General features: G+C 65.2%; 19 protein-coding genes and 1 tRNA gene. 4 read left to right on the top strand and 16 right to left on the bottom strand.

From position 1 onward, the window contains the following. Nucleotides 1-53: 53 nt before the first annotated feature. Complete coding sequence (gene secA2 / locus IAU68_RS05750) at nt 54-2,345, bottom strand: accessory Sec system translocase SecA2 (protein ID WP_171193943.1); 2,292 nt, start codon at nt 2,343-2,345, stop codon at nt 54-56. A 115-nt stretch (nt 2,346-2,460) separates the two neighbouring features. Here secA2 and IAU68_RS05745 point away from each other — a divergent pair, with 115 nt between their 5' ends. From IAU68_RS05745 to IAU68_RS05735, 3 genes are all read left to right on the top strand, one after another. Next, nucleotides 2,461-3,687 carry a bifunctional alpha/beta hydrolase/OsmC family protein gene (locus IAU68_RS05745; RefSeq protein ID WP_171193942.1) on the top strand — a complete coding sequence of 409 codons (1,227 nt, stop codon included), beginning with the start codon at nt 2,461-2,463 and terminating at the stop codon, nt 3,685-3,687. Then, the gene (locus tag IAU68_RS05740) at nt 3,687-4,079 is read left to right on the top strand and encodes a YchJ family protein (RefSeq protein WP_171193941.1); all 393 of its coding nucleotides are present in this window, start codon (nt 3,687-3,689) and stop codon (nt 4,077-4,079) included. Before IAU68_RS05745 ends, IAU68_RS05740 begins: the two co-directional genes overlap by 1 nt. Before the next feature lie 63 nt (nt 4,080-4,142). Then, nucleotides 4,143-4,216 (top strand) — tRNA-Pro (locus IAU68_RS05735). A gap of 135 nt (nt 4,217-4,351) precedes the next feature. Here the strand turns inward: IAU68_RS05735 and IAU68_RS11495 are convergent. The 3 genes from IAU68_RS11495 to IAU68_RS05720 form a co-directional block, all read right to left on the bottom strand. After that, nucleotides 4,352-4,489: a hypothetical protein gene (locus IAU68_RS11495; protein WP_231699157.1), complete on the bottom strand. Its 138-nt coding sequence runs from the start codon at nt 4,487-4,489 to the stop codon at nt 4,352-4,354. 274 nt (nt 4,490-4,763) lie between these two features. Continuing rightward, complete coding sequence (locus tag IAU68_RS05725) at nt 4,764-5,309, bottom strand: gamma carbonic anhydrase family protein (protein WP_171193939.1); 546 nt, start codon at nt 5,307-5,309, stop codon at nt 4,764-4,766. A 36-nt stretch (nt 5,310-5,345) separates the two neighbouring features. Then, nucleotides 5,346-6,287 (bottom strand): PHB depolymerase family esterase, encoded by a 942-nt coding sequence (locus IAU68_RS05720; protein WP_171193938.1) that lies wholly within the window; start codon nt 6,285-6,287, stop codon nt 5,346-5,348. A gap of 46 nt (nt 6,288-6,333) precedes the next feature. Here IAU68_RS05720 and IAU68_RS05715 point away from each other — a divergent pair, with 46 nt between their 5' ends. Next, nucleotides 6,334-7,116: a class I SAM-dependent methyltransferase gene (locus IAU68_RS05715; RefSeq protein ID WP_171193937.1), complete on the top strand. Its 783-nt coding sequence runs from the start codon at nt 6,334-6,336 to the stop codon at nt 7,114-7,116. A gap of 3 nt (nt 7,117-7,119) precedes the next feature. Here the strand turns inward: IAU68_RS05715 and IAU68_RS05710 are convergent, their stop codons facing one another. The 12 genes from IAU68_RS05710 to steA all read right to left on the bottom strand — a co-directional run bounded on the left by IAU68_RS05710 (nt 7,120) and on the right by steA (nt 18,104). Beyond that, a complete protein-coding gene (locus tag IAU68_RS05710) occupies nt 7,120-7,803 on the bottom strand; it encodes an alpha/beta hydrolase family esterase (protein WP_171193936.1) in 684 nt (227 codons plus the stop codon). 6 nt (nt 7,804-7,809) lie between these two features. Further along, nucleotides 7,810-9,390 carry a ribosome biogenesis GTPase Der gene (der, locus tag IAU68_RS05705; protein ID WP_171193935.1) on the bottom strand — a complete coding sequence of 527 codons (1,581 nt, stop codon included), beginning with the start codon at nt 9,388-9,390 and terminating at the stop codon, nt 7,810-7,812. Further along, on the bottom strand, nt 9,387-10,091 hold the full coding sequence (gene cmk / locus IAU68_RS05700; protein WP_171193934.1) for a (d)CMP kinase: 705 nt from the start codon (nt 10,089-10,091) through the stop codon (nt 9,387-9,389). Before cmk ends, der begins: the two co-directional genes overlap by 4 nt. After that, nucleotides 10,092-11,021, bottom strand: a complete 930-nt coding sequence (locus IAU68_RS05695) for a pseudouridine synthase (protein WP_171193933.1) — start codon at nt 11,019-11,021, stop codon at nt 10,092-10,094. A 50-nt stretch (nt 11,022-11,071) separates the two neighbouring features. Further along, complete coding sequence (scpB, locus tag IAU68_RS05690) at nt 11,072-11,626, bottom strand: SMC-Scp complex subunit ScpB (protein WP_231699112.1); 555 nt, start codon at nt 11,624-11,626, stop codon at nt 11,072-11,074. Nucleotides 11,627-11,651: 25 nt separating this feature from the next. Further along, nucleotides 11,652-12,470 carry a segregation and condensation protein A gene (locus IAU68_RS05685; RefSeq protein ID WP_171193932.1) on the bottom strand — a complete coding sequence of 273 codons (819 nt, stop codon included), beginning with the start codon at nt 12,468-12,470 and terminating at the stop codon, nt 11,652-11,654. After that, nucleotides 12,470-13,339 (bottom strand): ParA family protein, encoded by an 870-nt coding sequence (locus IAU68_RS05680; RefSeq protein WP_171193931.1) that lies wholly within the window; start codon nt 13,337-13,339, stop codon nt 12,470-12,472. Before IAU68_RS05680 ends, IAU68_RS05685 begins: the two co-directional genes overlap by 1 nt. A 61-nt stretch (nt 13,340-13,400) precedes the next feature. Further along, entirely contained in the window at nt 13,401-14,447 is a 1,047-nt protein-coding gene (locus tag IAU68_RS05675; RefSeq protein ID WP_231699111.1) for a hypothetical protein, read from the bottom strand. 12 nt (nt 14,448-14,459) lie between these two features. After that, nucleotides 14,460-15,377 carry a site-specific tyrosine recombinase XerD gene (xerD, locus tag IAU68_RS05670; protein WP_171193930.1) on the bottom strand — a complete coding sequence of 306 codons (918 nt, stop codon included), beginning with the start codon at nt 15,375-15,377 and terminating at the stop codon, nt 14,460-14,462. Next, nucleotides 15,377-16,024, bottom strand: coding sequence for an NUDIX domain-containing protein (locus tag IAU68_RS05665; RefSeq protein WP_171193929.1), 648 nt, complete (start codon nt 16,022-16,024; stop codon nt 15,377-15,379). Before IAU68_RS05665 ends, xerD begins: the two co-directional genes overlap by 1 nt. 19 nt (nt 16,025-16,043) lie before the next feature. Further along, entirely contained in the window at nt 16,044-16,898 is an 855-nt protein-coding gene (locus tag IAU68_RS05660) for a copper transporter (RefSeq protein WP_171193928.1), read from the bottom strand. A 6-nt stretch (nt 16,899-16,904) separates the two neighbouring features. Beyond that, the gene (gene steA / locus IAU68_RS05655) at nt 16,905-18,104 is read right to left on the bottom strand and encodes a putative cytokinetic ring protein SteA (protein WP_328700692.1); all 1,200 of its coding nucleotides are present in this window, start codon (nt 18,102-18,104) and stop codon (nt 16,905-16,907) included. Between the last annotated feature and the right edge of the window lie 48 nt (nt 18,105-18,152).

The following is an 18,152-nucleotide window of genomic DNA, read 5'->3' as shown; positions in this document are numbered from 1 at the left end:
GAGAACTTCTGCAATAGTACCGCCCAACTCGCTCGCGGGTGGCGTTTAGCGGGTTAACGGAAGATATTGCCGATGCCGCTAATGACGGAGTTGCCGGAGCCCGCAAGCGGGTTGTCGGAGACCATGTAGGTCCACGTCGCACTCGGGCGCTTCCACCCCGCGTCCGCCAGATGCGCCCCGTTTTCGTCGATGTCCACGGTGTTAAACGTCTCCACCGCCTGGGCCACGGCCCGGTTTGCGAGATCCTTGAACTCGCGCACGGCGATGCGGTGGTATTCGTCAATCGGCGTCTCGCGGGCGATGGCGCGAAGGTGAATAGATTCCCGGACGTCATCCATCAACGCGAGATGCTCGGACCACTCGGCGTCGAGGTGGAACAGCATGATCTCGCGTGCGGCCTGTTCGCGGATCTCCTGAGGCAGGTGCGACAGTTCGTCGGCACGCTGCGGGGCACGCTCGGCCAACTCACGCCAGGCGGTGTCGGTGTCCAAGATCGCGGCGCGGCGCTCGTCGAGGATGTCGCGGTGGTCCGCAAGGAGCTTGTTGTACTTCCAGGTCTGGGAGTGGATCTCCAGCAACTGGCCTTCGGTGACGCGCTGGCAGTGCTCCACGAACTGCTGGGCACGGTTGCCTGTGATGCGCCCGTCCGGCTCCGGCTGCGCGGTAAAGGTCTCGTCGGCGCCGCCGGTAGTGACGATGTCGTCGTCAAGCGAGACGAAAAACAGGCTCAGGCCCGGATCGCCCTGGCGGCCCGCGCGGCCGCGCAGCTGGTTGTCCAGGCGTGCGGTGCGGTGGCGCGCGGTACCGATGACCGCAAGACCGCCGAGTGAGGCCACCTCGTCGTGGTCTCCCTCGTCGGCGCCGCCGAGCTTGATATCGGTGCCGCGGCCAGCCATTTGGGTCGACACCGTCACGCGTCCGACGTCGCCGGCCTCCGCAATGATGCGCGCCTCTTCGGCGTCGTTTTTCGCGTTGAGGACGTTGACGGCGATACCGCGCTGCGCGAGCGCCTCCGCCAGCGCCTCAGACTCGGCTACGTCGTGCGTGCCGACGAGCACCGGCTGGCCGGTGGAGTGAATGTGCGCGATCTCCTCGACGATCGCGGCGTTTTTGTCCTCCATGGTCGCGTAGATGCGGTCGGCCTCGTCGAAACGCTTGAGTTCGTTCGCCCGGTCGATGACTGCGACGTGCAGGCCGTAGAAGCTGCGCAACTGGTCGGTGGCCTCAACGGCGGTGCCCGTCATGCCGCACACCGTGGGATAGCGGCGCATCAGCGCCTGCAGCGTGATCGAATCGAGGATGCGTCCACCCTCGGACACGTCGAGGCCCTCCTTCGACTCGACTGCCGCCTGCAGGCCGTCGGGCCAGCGCTGCAGTTCTGCCACGCGGCCGCGGGAGGCGTCGACAAGCGCGACCTTGCCATCCTCGACGATGTAGTGCACGTCGCGGATCAGAAGCGCCTTGGCATGCAGCGCGAGGTTGACCCGCACCAGCGTGGAGCCGATGTGCTCGTCCGAGTACAGCGACTCAATACCCAACAGACGCTCGACCTTCGCCGCGCCGTCGTCGGTGAGAAACGCGTTACGCCCGTCCGAATCGATCGTGTAGTCCTGCTCCTCCACCAGGTGGGAGACGGCCTCGGTGATCTGGCCGGTGGCCTGCTGCGTCCCCTCGGACCCGGCGAGGACAAGCGGGACCAGGGCTTCGTCGACAAGCACGCTGTCCGCCTCGTCGACCAGTGCCACATCCGCAGGAACCTGCACCGTCTGCTCGCGCGAGGTGATCTGGTTGTCGCGCAGGTGGTCGAAGCCGATCTCGGTCACCGGCGCGTAAATCACGTCGCTGCGGTAGGCCGCGACGCGTTCTTCGCGTGACGACGACTCCGTGACCGCCGCCACCGTCAACTCGAAAAACTCCACAAGCGGGCGCATCCACTCTGCGTCGCGGGCGGCCAGATAGTTGTTCACTGTGATCAGGTGGACGCGCTTGCCCTGCAGCGCAAACCCGGTGGCCGCCATCGCGCCGACCAGCGTCTTGCCTTCACCGGTGGCCATCTGGATCACGTCGCCTTCGAGCAGGCGCAGCACAGCCTGGTTCTGCACGTTAAACGGGGTCATCCCCAGCGTACGCTGGGAGGCCACCGACAGGCCCGCAAGGAAGCGCGGCTTGTCCTTGACGGCGCCGTCGGTCACGGTGGCGCGGACGGTTTCGGCGAGCGAGTTGTCGTCGAGAAGCGAGAGCTCCTCGATCAGCCCGTGCGCGTCGGCGACGACGGCCTTGGACTTTTTGTTGTTGCGCTCGGCCGTGGAGCCCATGGCCTTCCAGAACCAGTCGAATTTGCCCATAACCGTTAAGGATAATGCGGTTTGACGCTCGGGCCGGTCGCAGGGGTGCACCAAAGTGCCAAAGACATGGTGACACGATTACGCTGTACGTCGAATTGAGGAGGGAAGCCAACCAATGCTGTCTATGAACGTGAAAGTCCCCTCGTCCAAGGGGCACATGATGGCCGGCACCATCGACAGGCCGGACGGACCCGCGCAGGCGTACGCGATTTTCGCGCACTGCTTCGCAGGATCCCGCCACACGCCGGGTGCGTCGCGCATTTCGAAGCGACTCACCGAGCACGGCATCGCCACCCTGCGTTTCGACTTCCCCGGCCTGGGCCAGTCCGAGGGCGAGTTCCAAAACACGTCGTTTTCCGAGAATGTCGACGACATCGTCGCCGCAGCCCTGTGGCTCGAAGAAAACTACAAAGCCCCGCAGCTGCTAATGGGCCACTCCCTCGGTGGCGCGGCCGCGCTTAAGGCAGCGACCCGCCCGGAGCTGAAGCAGATGATCAAGGCTGTGGCGACCGTCGGCGCGCCGTTCGACCCAGCACACTCCGTGCTGCACTACGCCCACGCGATCGGCGAGGCCGACGCCAACGGCTCCGTGCCAGTCGTCCTCGGCGGCCGCGAGCTGGTCATCTCCCGCGAGTTCCTCGAGGATCTCGCGGAGACCAACCCGGAGGAATACCTGCCGAAGCTGCGCAAGCCGTTGCTTATTGTGCACTCCCCGATCGACATCACCGTCGGCATCGACAACGCCCAGAACATCTTCTCGCTGGCGCGCTACCCGAAGTCGCTGATGTCCCTCGACAAGGCCGATCACCTGCTGACCCGCCAGGGCACCGCGCAGCGTGCCGCGGACATCATCGGCTCCTGGGCCGTACAGTACACCGAGGACCTGTTCGTGCCGGCGAAGACCACGGACTCCAACGCCGTGTCATACTCCGCCCGCGGCACGAAGTACGGCGACGTGGTGCGCACCTCGGATCACGCGATCACCACCGACCGCTCCAAGAACACCGGCGGCAAGGGCCAGGGCGTGACGTCGACTGGCCTGTACATGTCCGCGCTCGCGGTGTCCTGCTCCCAGGCCGTGCGCGAGGCAGCGAAGGGCATGCCGCTTGACGACGTCCGCGTGGAAGTCAACCACAACGGCGACGGCACCTTCACCCGCCTGATTACCCTCTACGGCGACCTCTCCGACGACCAGGTGGAAACCCTGCGCGCCGCCGGCGCTTCCTCCACCGTCGACGGATACGTGGACAAGGGTGCCATCGAGACCACCGCGGAGACCGCCTCGCTGGAGCGCCGTCGCCGCCAAAACAAGCTTCACCGCGCTGAGCGCCTGGGCAAATAATGGCTGGAGTGCGGTCTGAGGTGCGGGGCCTGTGCCCGTGCGGGCTGGGCATGCCGTATGACGCGTGCTGCAGCCGCTACATCTCAGGCGCTGCCAACGCGCCGACCGCTGAGGCGCTCATGCGTTCGCGCTACACCGCCTTCGTCATCGGTGACGGCTCCTATGTCGCCCGCACCTGGGCGCCGGAGACACTACCGGCCGGCCTGGACGTGGACCCCTCCGGCGAGCCGTTCACCCGCCTCAACGTCATTTCCACCGAGGGCGGCGGGCTTTTCGACGCCACCGGCACCGTCGTCTTCGAAGCCCTCTACCCCGGCGGCTCGCTGCAGGAACGTTCCCGCTTCGAACGACGTGACGGCCAGTGGCTATACGTGGACGGCGTAGTCAGTTGACCTGGCAGTTTTTGGGGGCAGATGACAGTGCTGTAATATTTGGCCAGTTGCTTCGGCGACAATCGGGCTGTGGCGCAGTTTGGTAGCGCACCACACTGGGGGTGTGGGGGTCGCAGGTTCAAATCCTGTCAGTCCGACAACATGAGTAAAACCCCCGGGATGACCTGGGGGTTTTCTTGTTGACCAGCATCTTTCCTAACTAGAAGCACGGCAGGTCATATGCGGTAACGTGCGACCAAGTGCGGGCAGGTGCGGGCACAATGTGGGCACGCCTACACCGGCTCAAAGATCGACTCAAGCCCCGGCCCGGGGCGGAAGTGATCCACCATCGTGTGATCCTGCGCCATGCGGAACAGCTGCCCCTCGTAGCTGGGCCGTCTGCCCACATGCGGGACTTGGTGATGATCCATTTGTGGATTGACCTAGCGATGTGGTCGACTTCGTTGGTTGGCAGTGGCTCTGTGAACATCTCGACGTCGATCGCTTGTGCCACAGTTTGGATTGAGCGCCTCAAACTGTCGGGGTCTCCCCAGTGGTTGCGGATCTCGCGGTAGGCCCACGTGCGTGCCGATTCATATAGGGCCTTCCCCGTTCCCAGCGAAGGGGCGAGGAACAATAGCTGAAAGTAGATCGGCCGCTGCACCAAACACCCAGGTCGCGCACTTCGGTTCGAGCTACTTACAGCTATTGCTCACACCGGGCCTGTTCCCGCCCCACCGGCACCAGCCCTGCACTCGCGCGCTTGCCCAAGTCGACGTAGAACGCCGCGTGCTTGAGCCGGTCCGGGTACGTGTCCTCGTCCAGCTGGCGCTTTACCTTGGCCGGCACGCCGGCCGCAAGCGAGAACGCCGGAATCTCCTGGCCTTCAAGCACCACTGCCCCGCCACCGATGATGCTTCCTTTGCCGACGCGCGAACGCGACAATACGGTCGCGCTCATACCGATGAGGCAACCGGCTTCGATGTGGCATCCGTGCACCATCGCGAGGTGTCCGATCGTCACATCCTCTTCGAGCACCGTCTCACCGTCGCCATCGACGTGAATGACGGTGCCGTCCTGGACGTTGACGCGCTCGCCGATCCGGATGGCACCGACATCGCCGCGGATCACCACACCTGGCCAGATGTTCGCGTCCTCGCCGATTTCCACGTCGCCGATGATGGTCGCCTCGTCCGACACAAACGCGGACGGGTGAATCTTTGGGGTTGTTCCTTCGAAGCTATAGATCATGGGCCCATTGTGCCGAAACGCAGCGGGCCGCAGCGACTACCGCTTGCTGCCCTTGCCTAGCCGGAAGAACTCGAGGATCTTGTCGGTGGCAAAGCCCTGGTCGACCGTCTTGGACGAGTCGTTGCCGCCGCCGGGCCAGACATGCGGCCCGTGTTCGATGCGGTAGTGGGCAAGTTCGGCGTCGCAGCCCGCCCAGTGTTCCAGGCGCACGTTGTCTTCGACGTCGATGTCTTCTTCGCGGGCATCGCAGTGGTTGCGCTCGGCGGCGTCGGTGAGCATCTCATCGACTGAGTTGTAGGCGGTTTTGTGGCGGCGACCGCCGTCGTAGGAGATGATGTCGTCGTCGGTGCCGTGGAAGTCGACGTGCTTCATCGGAATCTGCGAGCAGCCCTCGGATACGCGGTGATAGTAGGCACCGGCGACAGTGGCGATACCGGTGAACTCTTGCGGTCGCTGGCAGCCGAGGTACGCGGCGAATCCGCCGCCGTTGGAAAACCCGGCGGCGAACACGCGGGAGCGGTCGATAGAGAAATCGCGGCCCAACTCATCCAGCACCGCATCGACGAAGTCGAGGTCCTGCTCCCCCGATGTTTTTGCGTACGGCGCCGGAGCCCAGGCTTTCTTTTCGCCGTCGAGGTAGGCCACGATCGCGTCTGCCTCATCCAAGCCGGAATTCCTGCGCACCGATTCCGCGTCCTCGCCGTAGCCGTGGAACACGAGGATGACGGGCAGGCGGTCGCGCTGGTCTGCGCCGGCGGGAAGCGACAGGATGTAGTCGCGTTTCAAGCCTCCTGCGTTGATGTGCCGGGTCTCAGACGAGGGGGCGGACCAAGGGTCGACCTCGCGGATGTCGTCAATAGCTGGCAGCGCTCGCGTGGTCACCAGCGGTTCATTGAGGTCGGAGCCTGCAAGTGAGGAGCAGCCGCCGAGCAGAAGTGCGCAAACTCCCGCCGCCGCGAGGGTCGGTACTTTGCGCATCACGCCTGCTGCTCCGGATTAAACACGACAGGTAGATTAGTGCATCATGTCTACGCGCGGAACTCACCCGGGGCCCAGCAGGAAGTCCCAGCCCACCTTCCGCAGCCGCGCCCACCAGCACACGGCGGCCAGCGCGTTCGTCCGTGACGCCGACCGCTACCACGACGCGCGCCCAACGTACCCCTCTGCGGTGCTTTCGCTTGTCGACGACGCCACCACCGTCTGCGACATCGGCGCCGGCACGGGCAAACTCACGCAGTTGCTTAACGACGACACACGCACCACATACGCCTGCGACCCGTCCGCCGACATGGCGCGGGTGCTGCACACCCAACTGCCGGAAGTGCCGGTGTGGCGCGCCACTGCGGAGGCGACAGGTCTTGGCGACAACAGCGTGGACGCGATCACGTGCGCCCAGACGTGGCACTGGGTGGACGCGCATGAAGCCAGCAGCGAGGCTGACCGCGTCATCCGGCCCGGCGGGACGCTGATGCTGTGCTGGAACACGCTCGCCGTGCGCCACCCCTGGGTGCTACGACTGTCACGCATTATGCACTCCGGAGACGTGCAACGCGAGGGCTTCTACCCCACCGTGGCCGCGCCGTGGCGCCTCGAGCGCGAGGTGCGCACCGAATGGGTCGACATGATCGCCGTGGAGGACTGCTTCGAACTGATGGCCACGCGCTCGTACTGGCTCAAGGCCAACGAAAACACCCGCGCGAAGATGGAGGCGAACCTGTCGTGGTACCTCTACGACCGGCTCGGCTTCGACCGCGGCCAGACCATCCCGCTTCCGTACCGCACCGACGCGTTCGCCTACCGCCGCTAGGATTTAGACGTCGTCGCGCTCGTCGAGACCGAAAAAGGAGAAGATCTCCTTGGTCACGTCGATGCCGCGATGCGGCGCCCACGGACCAGTCGGCCACTCGTGCCCCATGCCCTCGACACGGCGGTGCTCAGTGCGAGCGGTCTCGCCGTTGCGGCGCTCGAACGCCGCCACAACTTCCGGTGCTCCCAAGATGCCGTCCTCGGCGGGGCTACCAAAGCCCGGGCGGACCTCTCCGTCGTAGGGCACCACGTCATCGTGGGTGCCGTGGATGTTGAGGTAGTCCACCGGATTTGCGGCTTCAATGTCAACCTCGGTGCAGCGCACGGCAGCAGAGACGGACGCGACGCCGGCGAACGTATCGTCCAATGTCGACAGGTACACCGAGAGGCCGCCACCGTTGGAGAAGCCTACGGCGTAGATGCGTTCAGCGTCGATGTCGAAGCGGTCACGGGACTGGGCGATGATGTCGTCGATACGCGCCTTGTCCTGCTCGATCGTGGTCGTCGCGTAGGGTGCCGGCGCCCAGGCATTGGCGGAGCCGGTCGGGGCGACTACGACAGCGTTGGCTTTTACGAGGCCCGTCCCTGCTAGGAAGTTGCGGCCGTTGTCGCCGCGGCCGTGCAACGCCACGATGAGCGGCAGCGGAGCCTGCGGGTCGGACGGAGCCGAAAAGAACGTGGAATCCATGCTGACCTACTTCCTGCCACGGCGTTCACGCACGCGCACGGCGATTCGAATCGGGGTGCCGTGGTAGCCGAACTGCTCGCGGAACTTGCGCTCGAGGTAACGGCGGTACGCGCCGTCCAAAAAGCCGGTGGTGAACAGGATGATTGTCGGCGGGCGCGTCGTCGCCATTGTGGCGAACAGCAGCTTCGGCAGGCGGTTATTCTTCATCGGCGGCGGGTTCGCAGCGATCGCCTCGCGCAGCCAGTTGTTGAGCTGGCCCGTCGAGATGCGCCTATCCCAGTTCTCCAGCGCCTGCTTCATCGCGGGCTCGAGACGGTGCAGACCACGGCCGGTGTCGGCGGAGATATTGAGCTTGGTCACCCACTTCAACTGCCCCATGGTCTGGTCGAATTCGCGGTCGAAGTCGTAGCGGCGGTCCTCGTCCATGAGGTCCCACTTGTTAAAGCAGATCACCATCGCCTTGCCGGCTTCGAGCACCATCGAGATCACGCGCTGGTCCTGTTCGGAGATCTCCTGGGAGGCATCGATCAAGACCACGCACACCTCGGCGGCCTCGATGGTGCCGCGGGTGCGAAGCGAGGCGTAGTACTCGTGGCCCTGGGCGTTTTTCACCTTCTTGCGCAGGCCCGCGGTATCGATGAACGTCCACAGGTCCTCGTCCAGCTGCACCAGTTCGTCGACCGGGTCGACAGTGGTCCCGGCGACGTTGTCCACCACGGCGCGGTTGGACTTGGTCAGCTTGTTCAGCAGGCTCGACTTGCCCACATTCGGCCTGCCGACGAGTGCGACACGGCGCGGTCCTTCTGTCACCGACGCCGCAGCGCGCGGAACCTCCGGGAACAGGCGCAGGATCTCGTCGAGCACGTCCGCACCGCCGCGGCCGTGTAGTGCGGAGACCGGCCACGGGTCGCCGAGGCCCAAGGTGTAGAACTCCGCGACCTCGCCCCACTGGTTGTCGGACTCGAACTTGTTGGCCACTAGGATCACCGGCACGTCCGCACGCTGCAGGTTTCGCGCCATGACCATGTCGGTCTCCGTGACGGTGGTCTTCGCGTCGACGACCATGACGATCACGTCAGACGCTTCCATCGCGGCTTCGGACTGGCGAGCGATCGCGCCGTGGATGCCCTTTGCGTCCGGGTCCCAGCCGCCGGTGTCTTGCACCCAGAAGCGGCGGCCGTTCCAGTCAGCCATGTAGCTCACGCGGTCGCGGGTGACACCTGGGTGGTCTTCCACCACGGCTTCACGACGACCCAAAAATCGGTTCACCAGCGTGGATTTACCCACGTTTGGGCGGCCCACGATGGAGACAGTCGGCAACGCCTCCTTGACCACGTCCGGGCGCAGAATGCCGTACTCGGCCTCGATCTCTGCCCACTCTTCGTCGGTGTAGTCGTCTGTCTCGGCGTCGTCGCCGAAGTCGGCCTCGCCGAACTCCGACTCGTCGAAGTCGTCCAGGTCCTCGTAGTACTCCGCGTCGTCGGCACTGACTTCGTAGGGCTCGACGTCGTCGTAGCCGGACGCGTCGATACCCGGCTGGATGAACTGGGTTTCCGGCTCGAGGTTGTCGTCATGCTTGTCGCTCATCGCGCGCTCCTTTCCACCACCGCGGTCAGTGCGGCGAGCACCGCGTCCGGTGCCATCTCGGAGGTGTCGACCACCTCGGCATCGTCCGCTGGACGCAGCGGGCTGGTCTTGCGCGACGAGTCGGCGTCGTCGCGGCGTTTGACGTCGGCAAGCACTGCGTCGAAGTCAGCCTCGCGGCCGGCTGCGACGTCCTGGTTGAAGCGCCGCTTCGCACGCACCTCAGCGCTGGCGGTCATGTACACCTTCGCCGGGGCGTCCGGCAGCACAACGGTGCCGATGTCGCGGCCTTCCACAATGGCGCGACCTGCCTCACGTGCGAGTTTGCGCTGCAGCTCCACCAGGTTCACGCGCACCTCCGGGATCGCCGAGACTGCGGAAACGTGCTTGGTTACCTCAGGCCCGCGAATTTCACCGGAAACATCTTCACCGGCGAACAGCACCGCAGTGGAATCCGGGTCGTCGGATACCTCGAGCGGCAGGTCGGTCGTCGCTTCGATCACGGCGTCCGTATCCGCCGGATCGACGCCCACGCGCAAGACCGCAAGCGTGGCCACGCGGTACATCGCGCCGGTGTCCACATACTTCGCGTCCAATTGCTTGGCCAATGCGCGACACATCGTCGACTTGCCGGTCCCCGACGGGCCGTCGACCGCGAGAATCAGCCCGCCGCCGGGCATGTTCGAAATCTGATTGTCTGCCATTTACATATCCACCACCTTGTACAGCGACGCCAACTCGGAGGAGTTCAGCGCACGCATCATGCCTGGTTTCATCTCGCCCAACTGGACGGTGTGGAACTTGGTTCGCACCAGCCGCTGCACCGGGAACCCGGCGGTCTTGAGCATGCGGCGCACGATGTGTTTGCGGCCTTCGTGCAGCTCCACACGCACGATCGACTGGCCGTTGTGCACGTCCACGATTTGGGCGAAGCCGGCCTTCGCGGGGCCGTCGTCAAGCTCAATGCCCTGCTTGAGTTGCTTGACCAGCTCGTTGTTCGCCTCGCCGAGCACAGTGGCCATGTAGGTCTTCGACACCTCGTATTTCGGGTGCGTCAGGCGATTTGCCAACTCGCCGTCGTTGGTGAGCAGCAGCAGGCCCTCGGTGTTGGCGTCGAGACGCCCGACGTGGAACAGGCGCTGGCCGGAGGCGGTGCGCTCCGACAGGTAGGAGCCGACAGAGGTGCGGTCGTGCTCGTCCTTCATCGTCGAGTGCACGCCGCGTGGCTTATTGAACACGAAGTACTCGTGCTCCTCGTTGACGTTGATGCGGGATCCGTCGACGCGGATGATGTCCACGTTCGGGTTCACACGCATGCCCTGGACGGTGACGATCTTGCCGTTGACCTCGATGCGGCCCTGGTCAATCATGGCCTCTGCGTGACGACGAGACGCCACACCGGCCTGCGCCAGCACCTTCTGCAGGCGGATGCCCTCAGTCTTGCGGGCCTTCTCGCCCGGGTTGTCGTCCCACCAGTTGTCGTCCAACGGGTGGGGTTCGTTCTCTACGGCGTTCTTGCGCCGCTTGTCCAGGCGAACGTGTTGCTTCTTTGCCGGCTTCGCGTACGAGATGTAGAACGTGTCGTCCTTCTCGGGCTTGTCCGGTGTGCCGTCTCGGCGAGCGGGAGGAGTCATAAAATCCTCGAATCCTTTGCAGTCGTATGCGGTTATTGCCTGTCCGCAGGTTACCAGGCATCTTCGATAGCATCGATGTCCGGAAGTAGCGGCGCGAGATCCGGCAGCCGCTCGAGCGAATCGATGCCGAGCAGCTCCAAAAATAACTCGGTGGTCACATACCGGTGCGCGCCGGATTCCTGCTCCGGGTCCACCTCCGCGATCAGGCCGCGCAGTGCAAGTGTGCGCATCACACCGTCGACGTTGACGCCGCGCACACCCGCCACTTGCGCGCGGGTCACCGGCTGCCGGTACGCGACCACAGCCAGCGTCTCCATCGCGGCGCGCGAGAGCTTCTTCTGCGTGCCGTCGAGCAAAAACGCCTCGACCGCATCCGCGTTTTCCGGCCTGGTGTAAAGCCTCCAGCCCTCAGCAGTCTCGCGCAGATCGATACCGCTGCCGCGCCCGTCGAGTTCGCGGGACCACTCGCGCAGATGGTCTGACACCTCGGCGTGCGTAGCTCCGAGCGCTCCGGCGAGATCTTCGACGGCGACAGGCGTATCGACGACCAACAGCACCGATTCGATCCTCGAGCGCAACTGCGCCACCATCGGCATGTCTTCCATAGCGCTGAATTCTAGCTACGGGCGCCTACGTCCAGTTCGACGCCGCCACGACAGCCGGGTCCACGTCGAGCCCGGTCCAGGACACATCGAGTTGCCCCAGCGCTTCCGGCTGCTCCGTCTCCACTGCGCGGGCCTTGTAGAGCTCGAGTAGTGCAAGGAATCGGCCGACGACTTCCATCGACCGGGTGCAGTCGCGGGTCAGCGCGGCAAACGTCAGCCACGTGCCGGAGCCGGCAAGTTTCAGCGTGTCCAGGATGCGCCCGGCCTGTTCCGGCACGGATACCGCCACCGCGTGCAAATGGTCGGTGCGCACCTCTTCCGGAGGTTTCGGTCGGAAAACGGAGGCTGCGAGTTCTGCGAAGCTAGCCGCGTCGTGGCCGAGTTCGACTGGCGGGAGCAGATCCACAAAGCGCGGTTCCATGGATACGGCGCGGGGGTGTCGTCGATTAGCGCTGGCTTGCCACTGAGCGAACTGGTCGGCGACCTGTTGGTAGGCGCGGTACTGCAGCAGCCGGGCGAACAGCAGGTCGCGGGCTTCGAGCAGCTCGAAGTCGTCCTCCATGTCGTGCTCGCCGCGCGGGAGCAGGCGCGCCGTTTTCATGTCGAGCAGGGTGGCGGCGACGACGAGGAACTCGGTGACCTCGTCGAGCGACTCGGTCTCGCCCAATGCGCGGGTGTAGGCGATGAACTCGTCGGTCACCTCGGCAAGCGCCACTTCCGTGACGTCTAACTTCTTCGCCTGAATCAGGCTGAGCAGTAAGTCGAACGGCCCCTCGAAGTTCTGGAGGACGAGCGTAAAGCCGGTGATCTCCGGCTGCGGGTACTGCTCGGGTGCTTGCGCCACTAGCTGGTGCGCTCCAGCACCTCAAGCGCCAGGCTGCGGTATTGATCCGCGCCCTGCGAATTCGGCGCCCAGGTGATGATCGGCTCGCCGGCGACAGACGTCTCAGGGAATCGCACGGTACGCGTGATCACGGTGTCGAAAACGCGGTCGCCGAAGACTTCCACCACCCGGTCCATCACCTCGCGGGCGTGGGTGGTGCGGCGGTCGAACATGGTGACCAGGATGCCCACAATGTCGAGGTCGAAGTTGATGCGGTCGCGGACCTTCTCCACGGTGTCGGTGAGCAGCGCAAGGCCGCGCAGTGAGAAGTATTCGCACTCCATCGGGATGATCACACCGTGCGAGCACGCGAGTGCGTTGACGGTCAGCAGGCCCAGCGACGGGCCACAGTCCAGAATGATGAAGTCGTACTCGCCGCGCACAGGACGCAGGGCGCGCGCCAGGGTATGCTCCCGACCGACCTCGTTGACCAGCTGGATCTCAGCGGCCGATAGGTCGATGTTCGCCGGCACAAGGTCGAGCCCAGACACGTTCGTCTTGTTGATCGCAGCGTGGATGCTGGCCGTGGTGTCGAACAGCAGGTCGTAAACCGTGACCTGGTCCTCCTCGTAGGACACGCCTAGCCCGGCTGACAGCGCGCCCTGCGGGTCGAGGTCTACCAAGAGCACCTTGCGACCCTGCTCAGCGAGGCAGGCCCCGAGGTTGATCGTGGACGTGGTCTTTCCCACGCCGCCCTTCTGGTTCACCATCGAAATGACGGTCGCTGGCCCATGGCGGTCCAGCTCCTTCGGCTTGGCAAACTCGCGCCACGGCCGGCCCGTCAGAAACGTCTTCTGGTCAGCCGCGTCAAACAGCGCGTCGTCCGCCATGGCCGTTCCTTCCTGCGATCACGTCTAAACCCTTGACTGCGTACATCTTACAACGATGTCATTAGACCCGCCCACGGCTTCGCTTCCGCAGGAACACGATCAGCAGCGCGAGCGCGGCGAACAGCGCGGCTCCGCCGATGAGAAGCGGGGCAATTCCGCTTGACGACGACCCCTTGTCAACCTCATAGACTTGACCGTCATAGCCGTCACCTTCCGCGCTGCCTGCGTTTTCCGGGCGCTCCACTTCAGCGTTGGCCGAAGTAATGACGGCGACAAACGTGGCCGCGCCATCTTCGACCACCTCAATAATGAACGGGTTGTCCGGCGTCTCCCCCTCCGGGTAGGTCAAGGTAAGCGTGCGCCCCTTGATGTCCACGTCGCGCTCGACGCCCTCGATGATGCGTCCGTTCACATCCACGTAACGCACGGTTGCGTTCGACGTGTCGTAGTTGGCGTACTGCATTAGATCCGCGACCTTGCGCAGCGGGACCTTGACCACAATCTGGTTGCCCCGGATCTCGCCTTCAAATTCGAGGCGCTTCGCATTGGTGGCGTCAGCCTTCTCCGCCTGCTTACGCTCCGGGCGCTGCGCGGCACCCGCACCTTCGCCGGCCCGACCCGTTGCTTCGGATCCACCATCGGTTGGCTCAGACCCGCCGTTTCGGTCCCCGTCTTCACCCCTGTTCCGCTGCGCTGCTGGTGCATCCGCTGCACCACCACCGTCGGCTGCTTCACCGGCGTCGGTGTTCGCGCCGCCGCCGACAGCGACAAGGGTCACCGTCGTCGAGTATCCGCCGGCACTCGCTGGTACCGACGCGGTGGCGCCGTCCTGGTCAGGTGCTGTCACCGACACCGAGGTGCCGTTCGAGGTGACCGTCCACCCGCCCGAGGAGTAGTTCACGTCCACGGGCACCCCGACGTCCACCGTCGTGGTTTCGCCCGCGGGCACGGTGATTTCCGACGGGATCATGCCCGCAACCTGGGCCGGATCCATGCCGCCGGGAAGCTGCGCGGTGGCAGGTGCCGCGCCGAAGGCGGTGGTCAGCAGCAACGCTGCGGGCACAGCCAAGGCTGCGCGGCGGGCTCGTGCGAATCTGTGTCCACTCATAAGTGTGAAAGCTTACGCACGCGGGTGCGAGCTGCGCCAAACTTCGCGCAGGCTGTCGGCCGTGATGTGCGTGTAAATCTGCGTGGTGGTCACTGAGGCGTGGCCGAGCAGTTCCTGAACCGAGCGCACGTCCGCTCCGCCTTCGAGCAAGTGGGTGGCAAAGGAGTGCCGCAGCGTGTGCGGCGAGACCTCTTTGTGAATGCCCGCGCGCTCCGCGGCTTGTTTGATCACGGTCCACGCGCTTTGCCTCGACAGCCCGCCACCGCGCTTGTTCAAAAACAGCGCGTGCGACTTTCCGGTCGCGAACACCGGCCGCCCGCGCACCAGGTATGCGTCGATCGCGTCCTTTGAGTGGCGCCCCAGCGGCACCAGGCGCTGCTTGTTGCCCTTGCCCGTGACGGCGAGGATGCCATCGGCGTCGATGGCTGCGGTGGCGTCGTCGACACGCAAATCCAGCACCTCGGACACGCGCGCGCCGGTGGCGTAAAGCGTTTCCAGCAGTGCTTTGTCGCGCAGGCCGACTGGGGTTTCGGTCGGGCAGGCGTCGAGAAGCGTAGCGACCTCGTCGATGCTCAACGTGTCAGGAAGCTTCTCGCCCGCGGCAGGCGGTGAAACCTCTGCCGCGGTGTCCGCGGAAAGCACGCCTTCTTCCACTCCGAAACGATGCAGCCCGCGCGTCACCGTCAGCGCGCGGGCTGCGGAGGACGCGGCCAGCGGCTTCGCCCCGTCGACGCCGCGGCGCAAATCCGCCACGTACGCCTCCACGTCCGTGGCGGTGACCTGCGACAAATCCGTTTTTCCAGCGCCATCAAGCCACGCGGTGTAGCGGCGCACGTCCCGCGTGTAGTTGCTCAGCGTGTGCTCGGACACCCCACGCTCCACAGCGAGGTGCTCGAGCCAGCGCGCCGCCAACTGCTCTGCCTGAACCATCACACCTGCTTCATATCCGGCACAATGCCGCGCTCACCACGACGCCGGGCCAGCGATTGCGGGCGCCACTCGAACGGCTCAGCCACGTCGCGCGTGTGCCCGCCGCCGGCTGCCACCCTGCTCGCCGCCAGGATGCCGCTAACCGCGATCGAGTTGACGATCTCACCTCGCAGCACCTTCTCCGCCGCCTCGTCCAACGGCACCCACGAAAAGCCCATGTCGGCTTCCTCGTTTTCGGCGTCGGGGCGCTCCACCTCGCGCAGTTGCTTAGCGACGAACACCCGCACCGCCTCTTCCGCAAACCCCGGAGACGTGACCAAATCAACCAGCACAGCCCACTCGTCGGCCTCCAGCCCGGCTTCTTCCACCAGTTCCCGCTTCGCGCACTCCAGCTCGTCTTCGCCGTACACGTCTAACAGACCGGCGGGCAATTCAAGCAGGCGGCGGCCCACGCTGTGGCGGTATTGCTCGACCAGGGCGACGTTGTTGTCGTCGTCAAGCGCGACGACCGCAACTGCGCCGAAGTGCTCGACAATCTCCCGGTCAGCGGGTGTGCCGCCCGGCATGACAACGCTGTCGCGGCGCACCGCGATGATCGGCGCATCGATGAGGATCTCGGACGATTCAACAGTGAATTCGTGGCTCATAGCATCCGAGCCTATTGCACTACTCCGCCACGGCGAGCACCGTGGAGATCCGGCCAGTCTCGCTATCGACCGCACCGACCGTTGCCACCCCGCGCAACTCCTTCGGGGCAATCTCCTGACTTGCCAGCACAGTGGTGCCAGCCTCGCCCAAGGCCTCGGCAAAATCGCGCAGCAGCTTCGCTCCAAACTCGCCGCCTGCGGCATCGGGCTTGCCGTCGACGACCACCACTGCCTCGGCCGGCACAATCGACCCCTTGTGCTCCACGAACCCGGACTGCTGCAAGGTGTCCATCACCAGGCTGCGGTCTGACGCCTGCGCCGGGGCCTCGTTCGTGGCCGGGTCGATGAGCATGATGGAGGCCAACGACTGCCCCGCGTGCATGCCCGGCGAGCGGTTGTCCACGCTCAACTGCGCGCCCGACGGCAACGTCGAGGCAATCAGCGTGGACAGTTCGTCCGCTGCATTTTGGTCCGTGAACTTCTCCGTCAAGCGCAACTCGCCGGCGTCGGACGCGCCCGCGGCGTTGAGCAGCCAACGCACCGAGGCGACGTCGTCGTCCGAGGCCGTGTTCGTGCGCACGATCGCCACCGGCACATCCGTCAGCGCGCCGGAGACGATGGAGACGGATTCGCGCGACAGGAGGTCTTCGGCGGCGTCGAAACGCTGTTGCGCCTCGCTGCTTTCCTGCGTCTGCTCCGTTGCCTCGTCCGCCGCTGCGGAGTGGTCGACGTCGCTGCGGAACGCACCGTTGAACACGTCCGGCCCACCGGGAATCGCCGGGGCGAGCACCGCCGCGCCGAGCACGACGCCGAGCGCTAGCCCCCAGCCGAGGCCGGCTGCGACCAGGCCGCCAGATCCGATCTGTTTCGCCATTGCTGTCTACTCCCCCTCTCCAGATGGGAACCAGCTCTGCACGGTTTGCGCAACTGTGTCCCACGTGCCCGTCAGGTTGTCCGCGAAGGTGCCGCTACCGCCGAGGCCGGCCACCAGGATCACCAGCGCCGCGGTAACCAGGAGGCCAAGCAGTGCCCAGGCCCAGGCCACGCCGCTGGTCGGCTCGACCGTGTACAGGTTTTCAATCACTGTGGAATCGACAACCTTGCGGCCCGCCTTCAGCCGGGCCAGCAACGCTGCCGGGTCCGCGTGCGCCGTATCGGCGAACATGCGGTCCAACTCTACCTGATTGCCAACAGTGACAATGGTTTCCGCGTCGTGGAACGCCGCCAGCAAGATCGCCAGGTCTGTCGGCGAATCGGTTGCCGCGGGAAACGTCATTGCGCCCACGCCGAGGTCCTGGATGCGCTCCAACCCGGGCGCGTAACCGTCCGGGTCCGCCGGCAGGATCACGCGGGCGTCGCCGCGCAAGTTTTCCGACGACACGTCGGCGGGGTCCGCCACGATGAAGTCCGGCGCGTATCCCATCTGCGCCAGCGTGTTCGCCGCGGAGCCGGCTGCAATGATCACCGGGGTGTACTCCTGCATGAAGTTCTGGATACCCGACATGCGCCGGCGGGTGTCCTCGCCCGGCGAGACGACGACCACCTTGCGGTCTGCGATCACATCACCCAGTTCGGGCGCGCCGACGCCGTCGATCAGCAACGGCGCCTCGGAGTGGATGAACTCGATAGTGTTGCCGAAGTAGGCCTCCATGTTCTCCACTAGGCCGCGCTGCGCCTCGGCAAATGAGGCGTCGACCTGCTCACGCGTAACCGGTTCAGCCTTGGCGCTGTTCTTGCGCCCGAAGGTCAGTTCGCCGCTGGGAGCGAGCGTCACCTTTTTGCCGTCGCGGATTTTGGAGCGCAGTTCCGAGCCGACGGACTCGTAGAGCGGCACGCCGGCGTCGAGCAGCAAGTGGGGGCCGAATGTCGGCAGCGTCCCGGTGCTGTACGGCGAGAGGTTGACTACCGCGGCCGGCCGCCGCGAAATCAGCTGCTCCGCCAAGCGCCGTTGCATGTCCGGCGCGTCGACGAACGCGATGTCGCCCTCGCCAAGACGTGCGAGCCCTTTGCCCTGCGGTGTGCAGTCGCGGAGCGTGCCGCGCAACTCTTTCGCGGCCGCTTCCCCAGTTCCAACAGTCATGCGTGCCATTGTGCAACGTTGACCTGCCTGAACCGGGGAGGCGCGCGG

This window comes from Corynebacterium lujinxingii (assembly GCF_014490555.1).
GTDB classification, from domain to species: Bacteria; Actinomycetota; Actinomycetes; order Mycobacteriales; family Mycobacteriaceae; genus Corynebacterium; species Corynebacterium lujinxingii.
The sequence above is the reverse complement of the archived record's forward strand: the minus strand, read 5'-3'. Positions and strand labels throughout refer to the sequence as shown.

Excerpts from the sequence above, each read along its gene's own strand:
- secA2 (WP_171193943.1), bottom strand. The coding sequence starts at position 2,345 with ATGGGCAAATTCGACTGGTTCTGGAAGGCCATGGGCTCCACGGCCGAG.
- IAU68_RS05745 (WP_171193942.1), top strand. The coding sequence starts at position 2,461 with ATGCTGTCTATGAACGTGAAAGTCCCCTCGTCCAAGGGGCACATGATG.
- IAU68_RS05740 (WP_171193941.1), top strand. The coding sequence starts at position 3,687 with ATGGCTGGAGTGCGGTCTGAGGTGCGGGGCCTGTGCCCGTGCGGGCTG.
- IAU68_RS11495 (WP_231699157.1), bottom strand. The coding sequence starts at position 4,489 with ATGGATCATCACCAAGTCCCGCATGTGGGCAGACGGCCCAGCTACGAG.
- IAU68_RS05725 (WP_171193939.1), bottom strand. The coding sequence starts at position 5,309 with ATGATCTATAGCTTCGAAGGAACAACCCCAAAGATTCACCCGTCCGCG.
- IAU68_RS05720 (WP_171193938.1), bottom strand. The coding sequence starts at position 6,287 with ATGCGCAAAGTACCGACCCTCGCGGCGGCGGGAGTTTGCGCACTTCTG.
- IAU68_RS05715 (WP_171193937.1), top strand. The coding sequence starts at position 6,334 with ATGTCTACGCGCGGAACTCACCCGGGGCCCAGCAGGAAGTCCCAGCCC.
- IAU68_RS05710 (WP_171193936.1), bottom strand. The coding sequence starts at position 7,803 with ATGGATTCCACGTTCTTTTCGGCTCCGTCCGACCCGCAGGCTCCGCTG.
- der (WP_171193935.1), bottom strand. The coding sequence starts at position 9,390 with ATGAGCGACAAGCATGACGACAACCTCGAGCCGGAAACCCAGTTCATC.
- cmk (WP_171193934.1), bottom strand. The coding sequence starts at position 10,091 with ATGGCAGACAATCAGATTTCGAACATGCCCGGCGGCGGGCTGATTCTC.
- IAU68_RS05695 (WP_171193933.1), bottom strand. The coding sequence starts at position 11,021 with ATGACTCCTCCCGCTCGCCGAGACGGCACACCGGACAAGCCCGAGAAG.
- scpB (WP_231699112.1), bottom strand. The coding sequence starts at position 11,626 with ATGGAAGACATGCCGATGGTGGCGCAGTTGCGCTCGAGGATCGAATCG.
- IAU68_RS05680 (WP_171193931.1), bottom strand. The coding sequence starts at position 13,339 with ATGGCGGACGACGCGCTGTTTGACGCGGCTGACCAGAAGACGTTTCTG.
- IAU68_RS05675 (WP_231699111.1), bottom strand. The coding sequence starts at position 14,447 with ATGAGTGGACACAGATTCGCACGAGCCCGCCGCGCAGCCTTGGCTGTG.
- xerD (WP_171193930.1), bottom strand. The coding sequence starts at position 15,377 with ATGGTTCAGGCAGAGCAGTTGGCGGCGCGCTGGCTCGAGCACCTCGCT.
- IAU68_RS05665 (WP_171193929.1), bottom strand. The coding sequence starts at position 16,024 with ATGAGCCACGAATTCACTGTTGAATCGTCCGAGATCCTCATCGATGCG.
- IAU68_RS05660 (WP_171193928.1), bottom strand. The coding sequence starts at position 16,898 with ATGGCGAAACAGATCGGATCTGGCGGCCTGGTCGCAGCCGGCCTCGGC.
- steA (WP_328700692.1), bottom strand. The coding sequence starts at position 18,104 with ATGACTGTTGGAACTGGGGAAGCGGCCGCGAAAGAGTTGCGCGGCACG.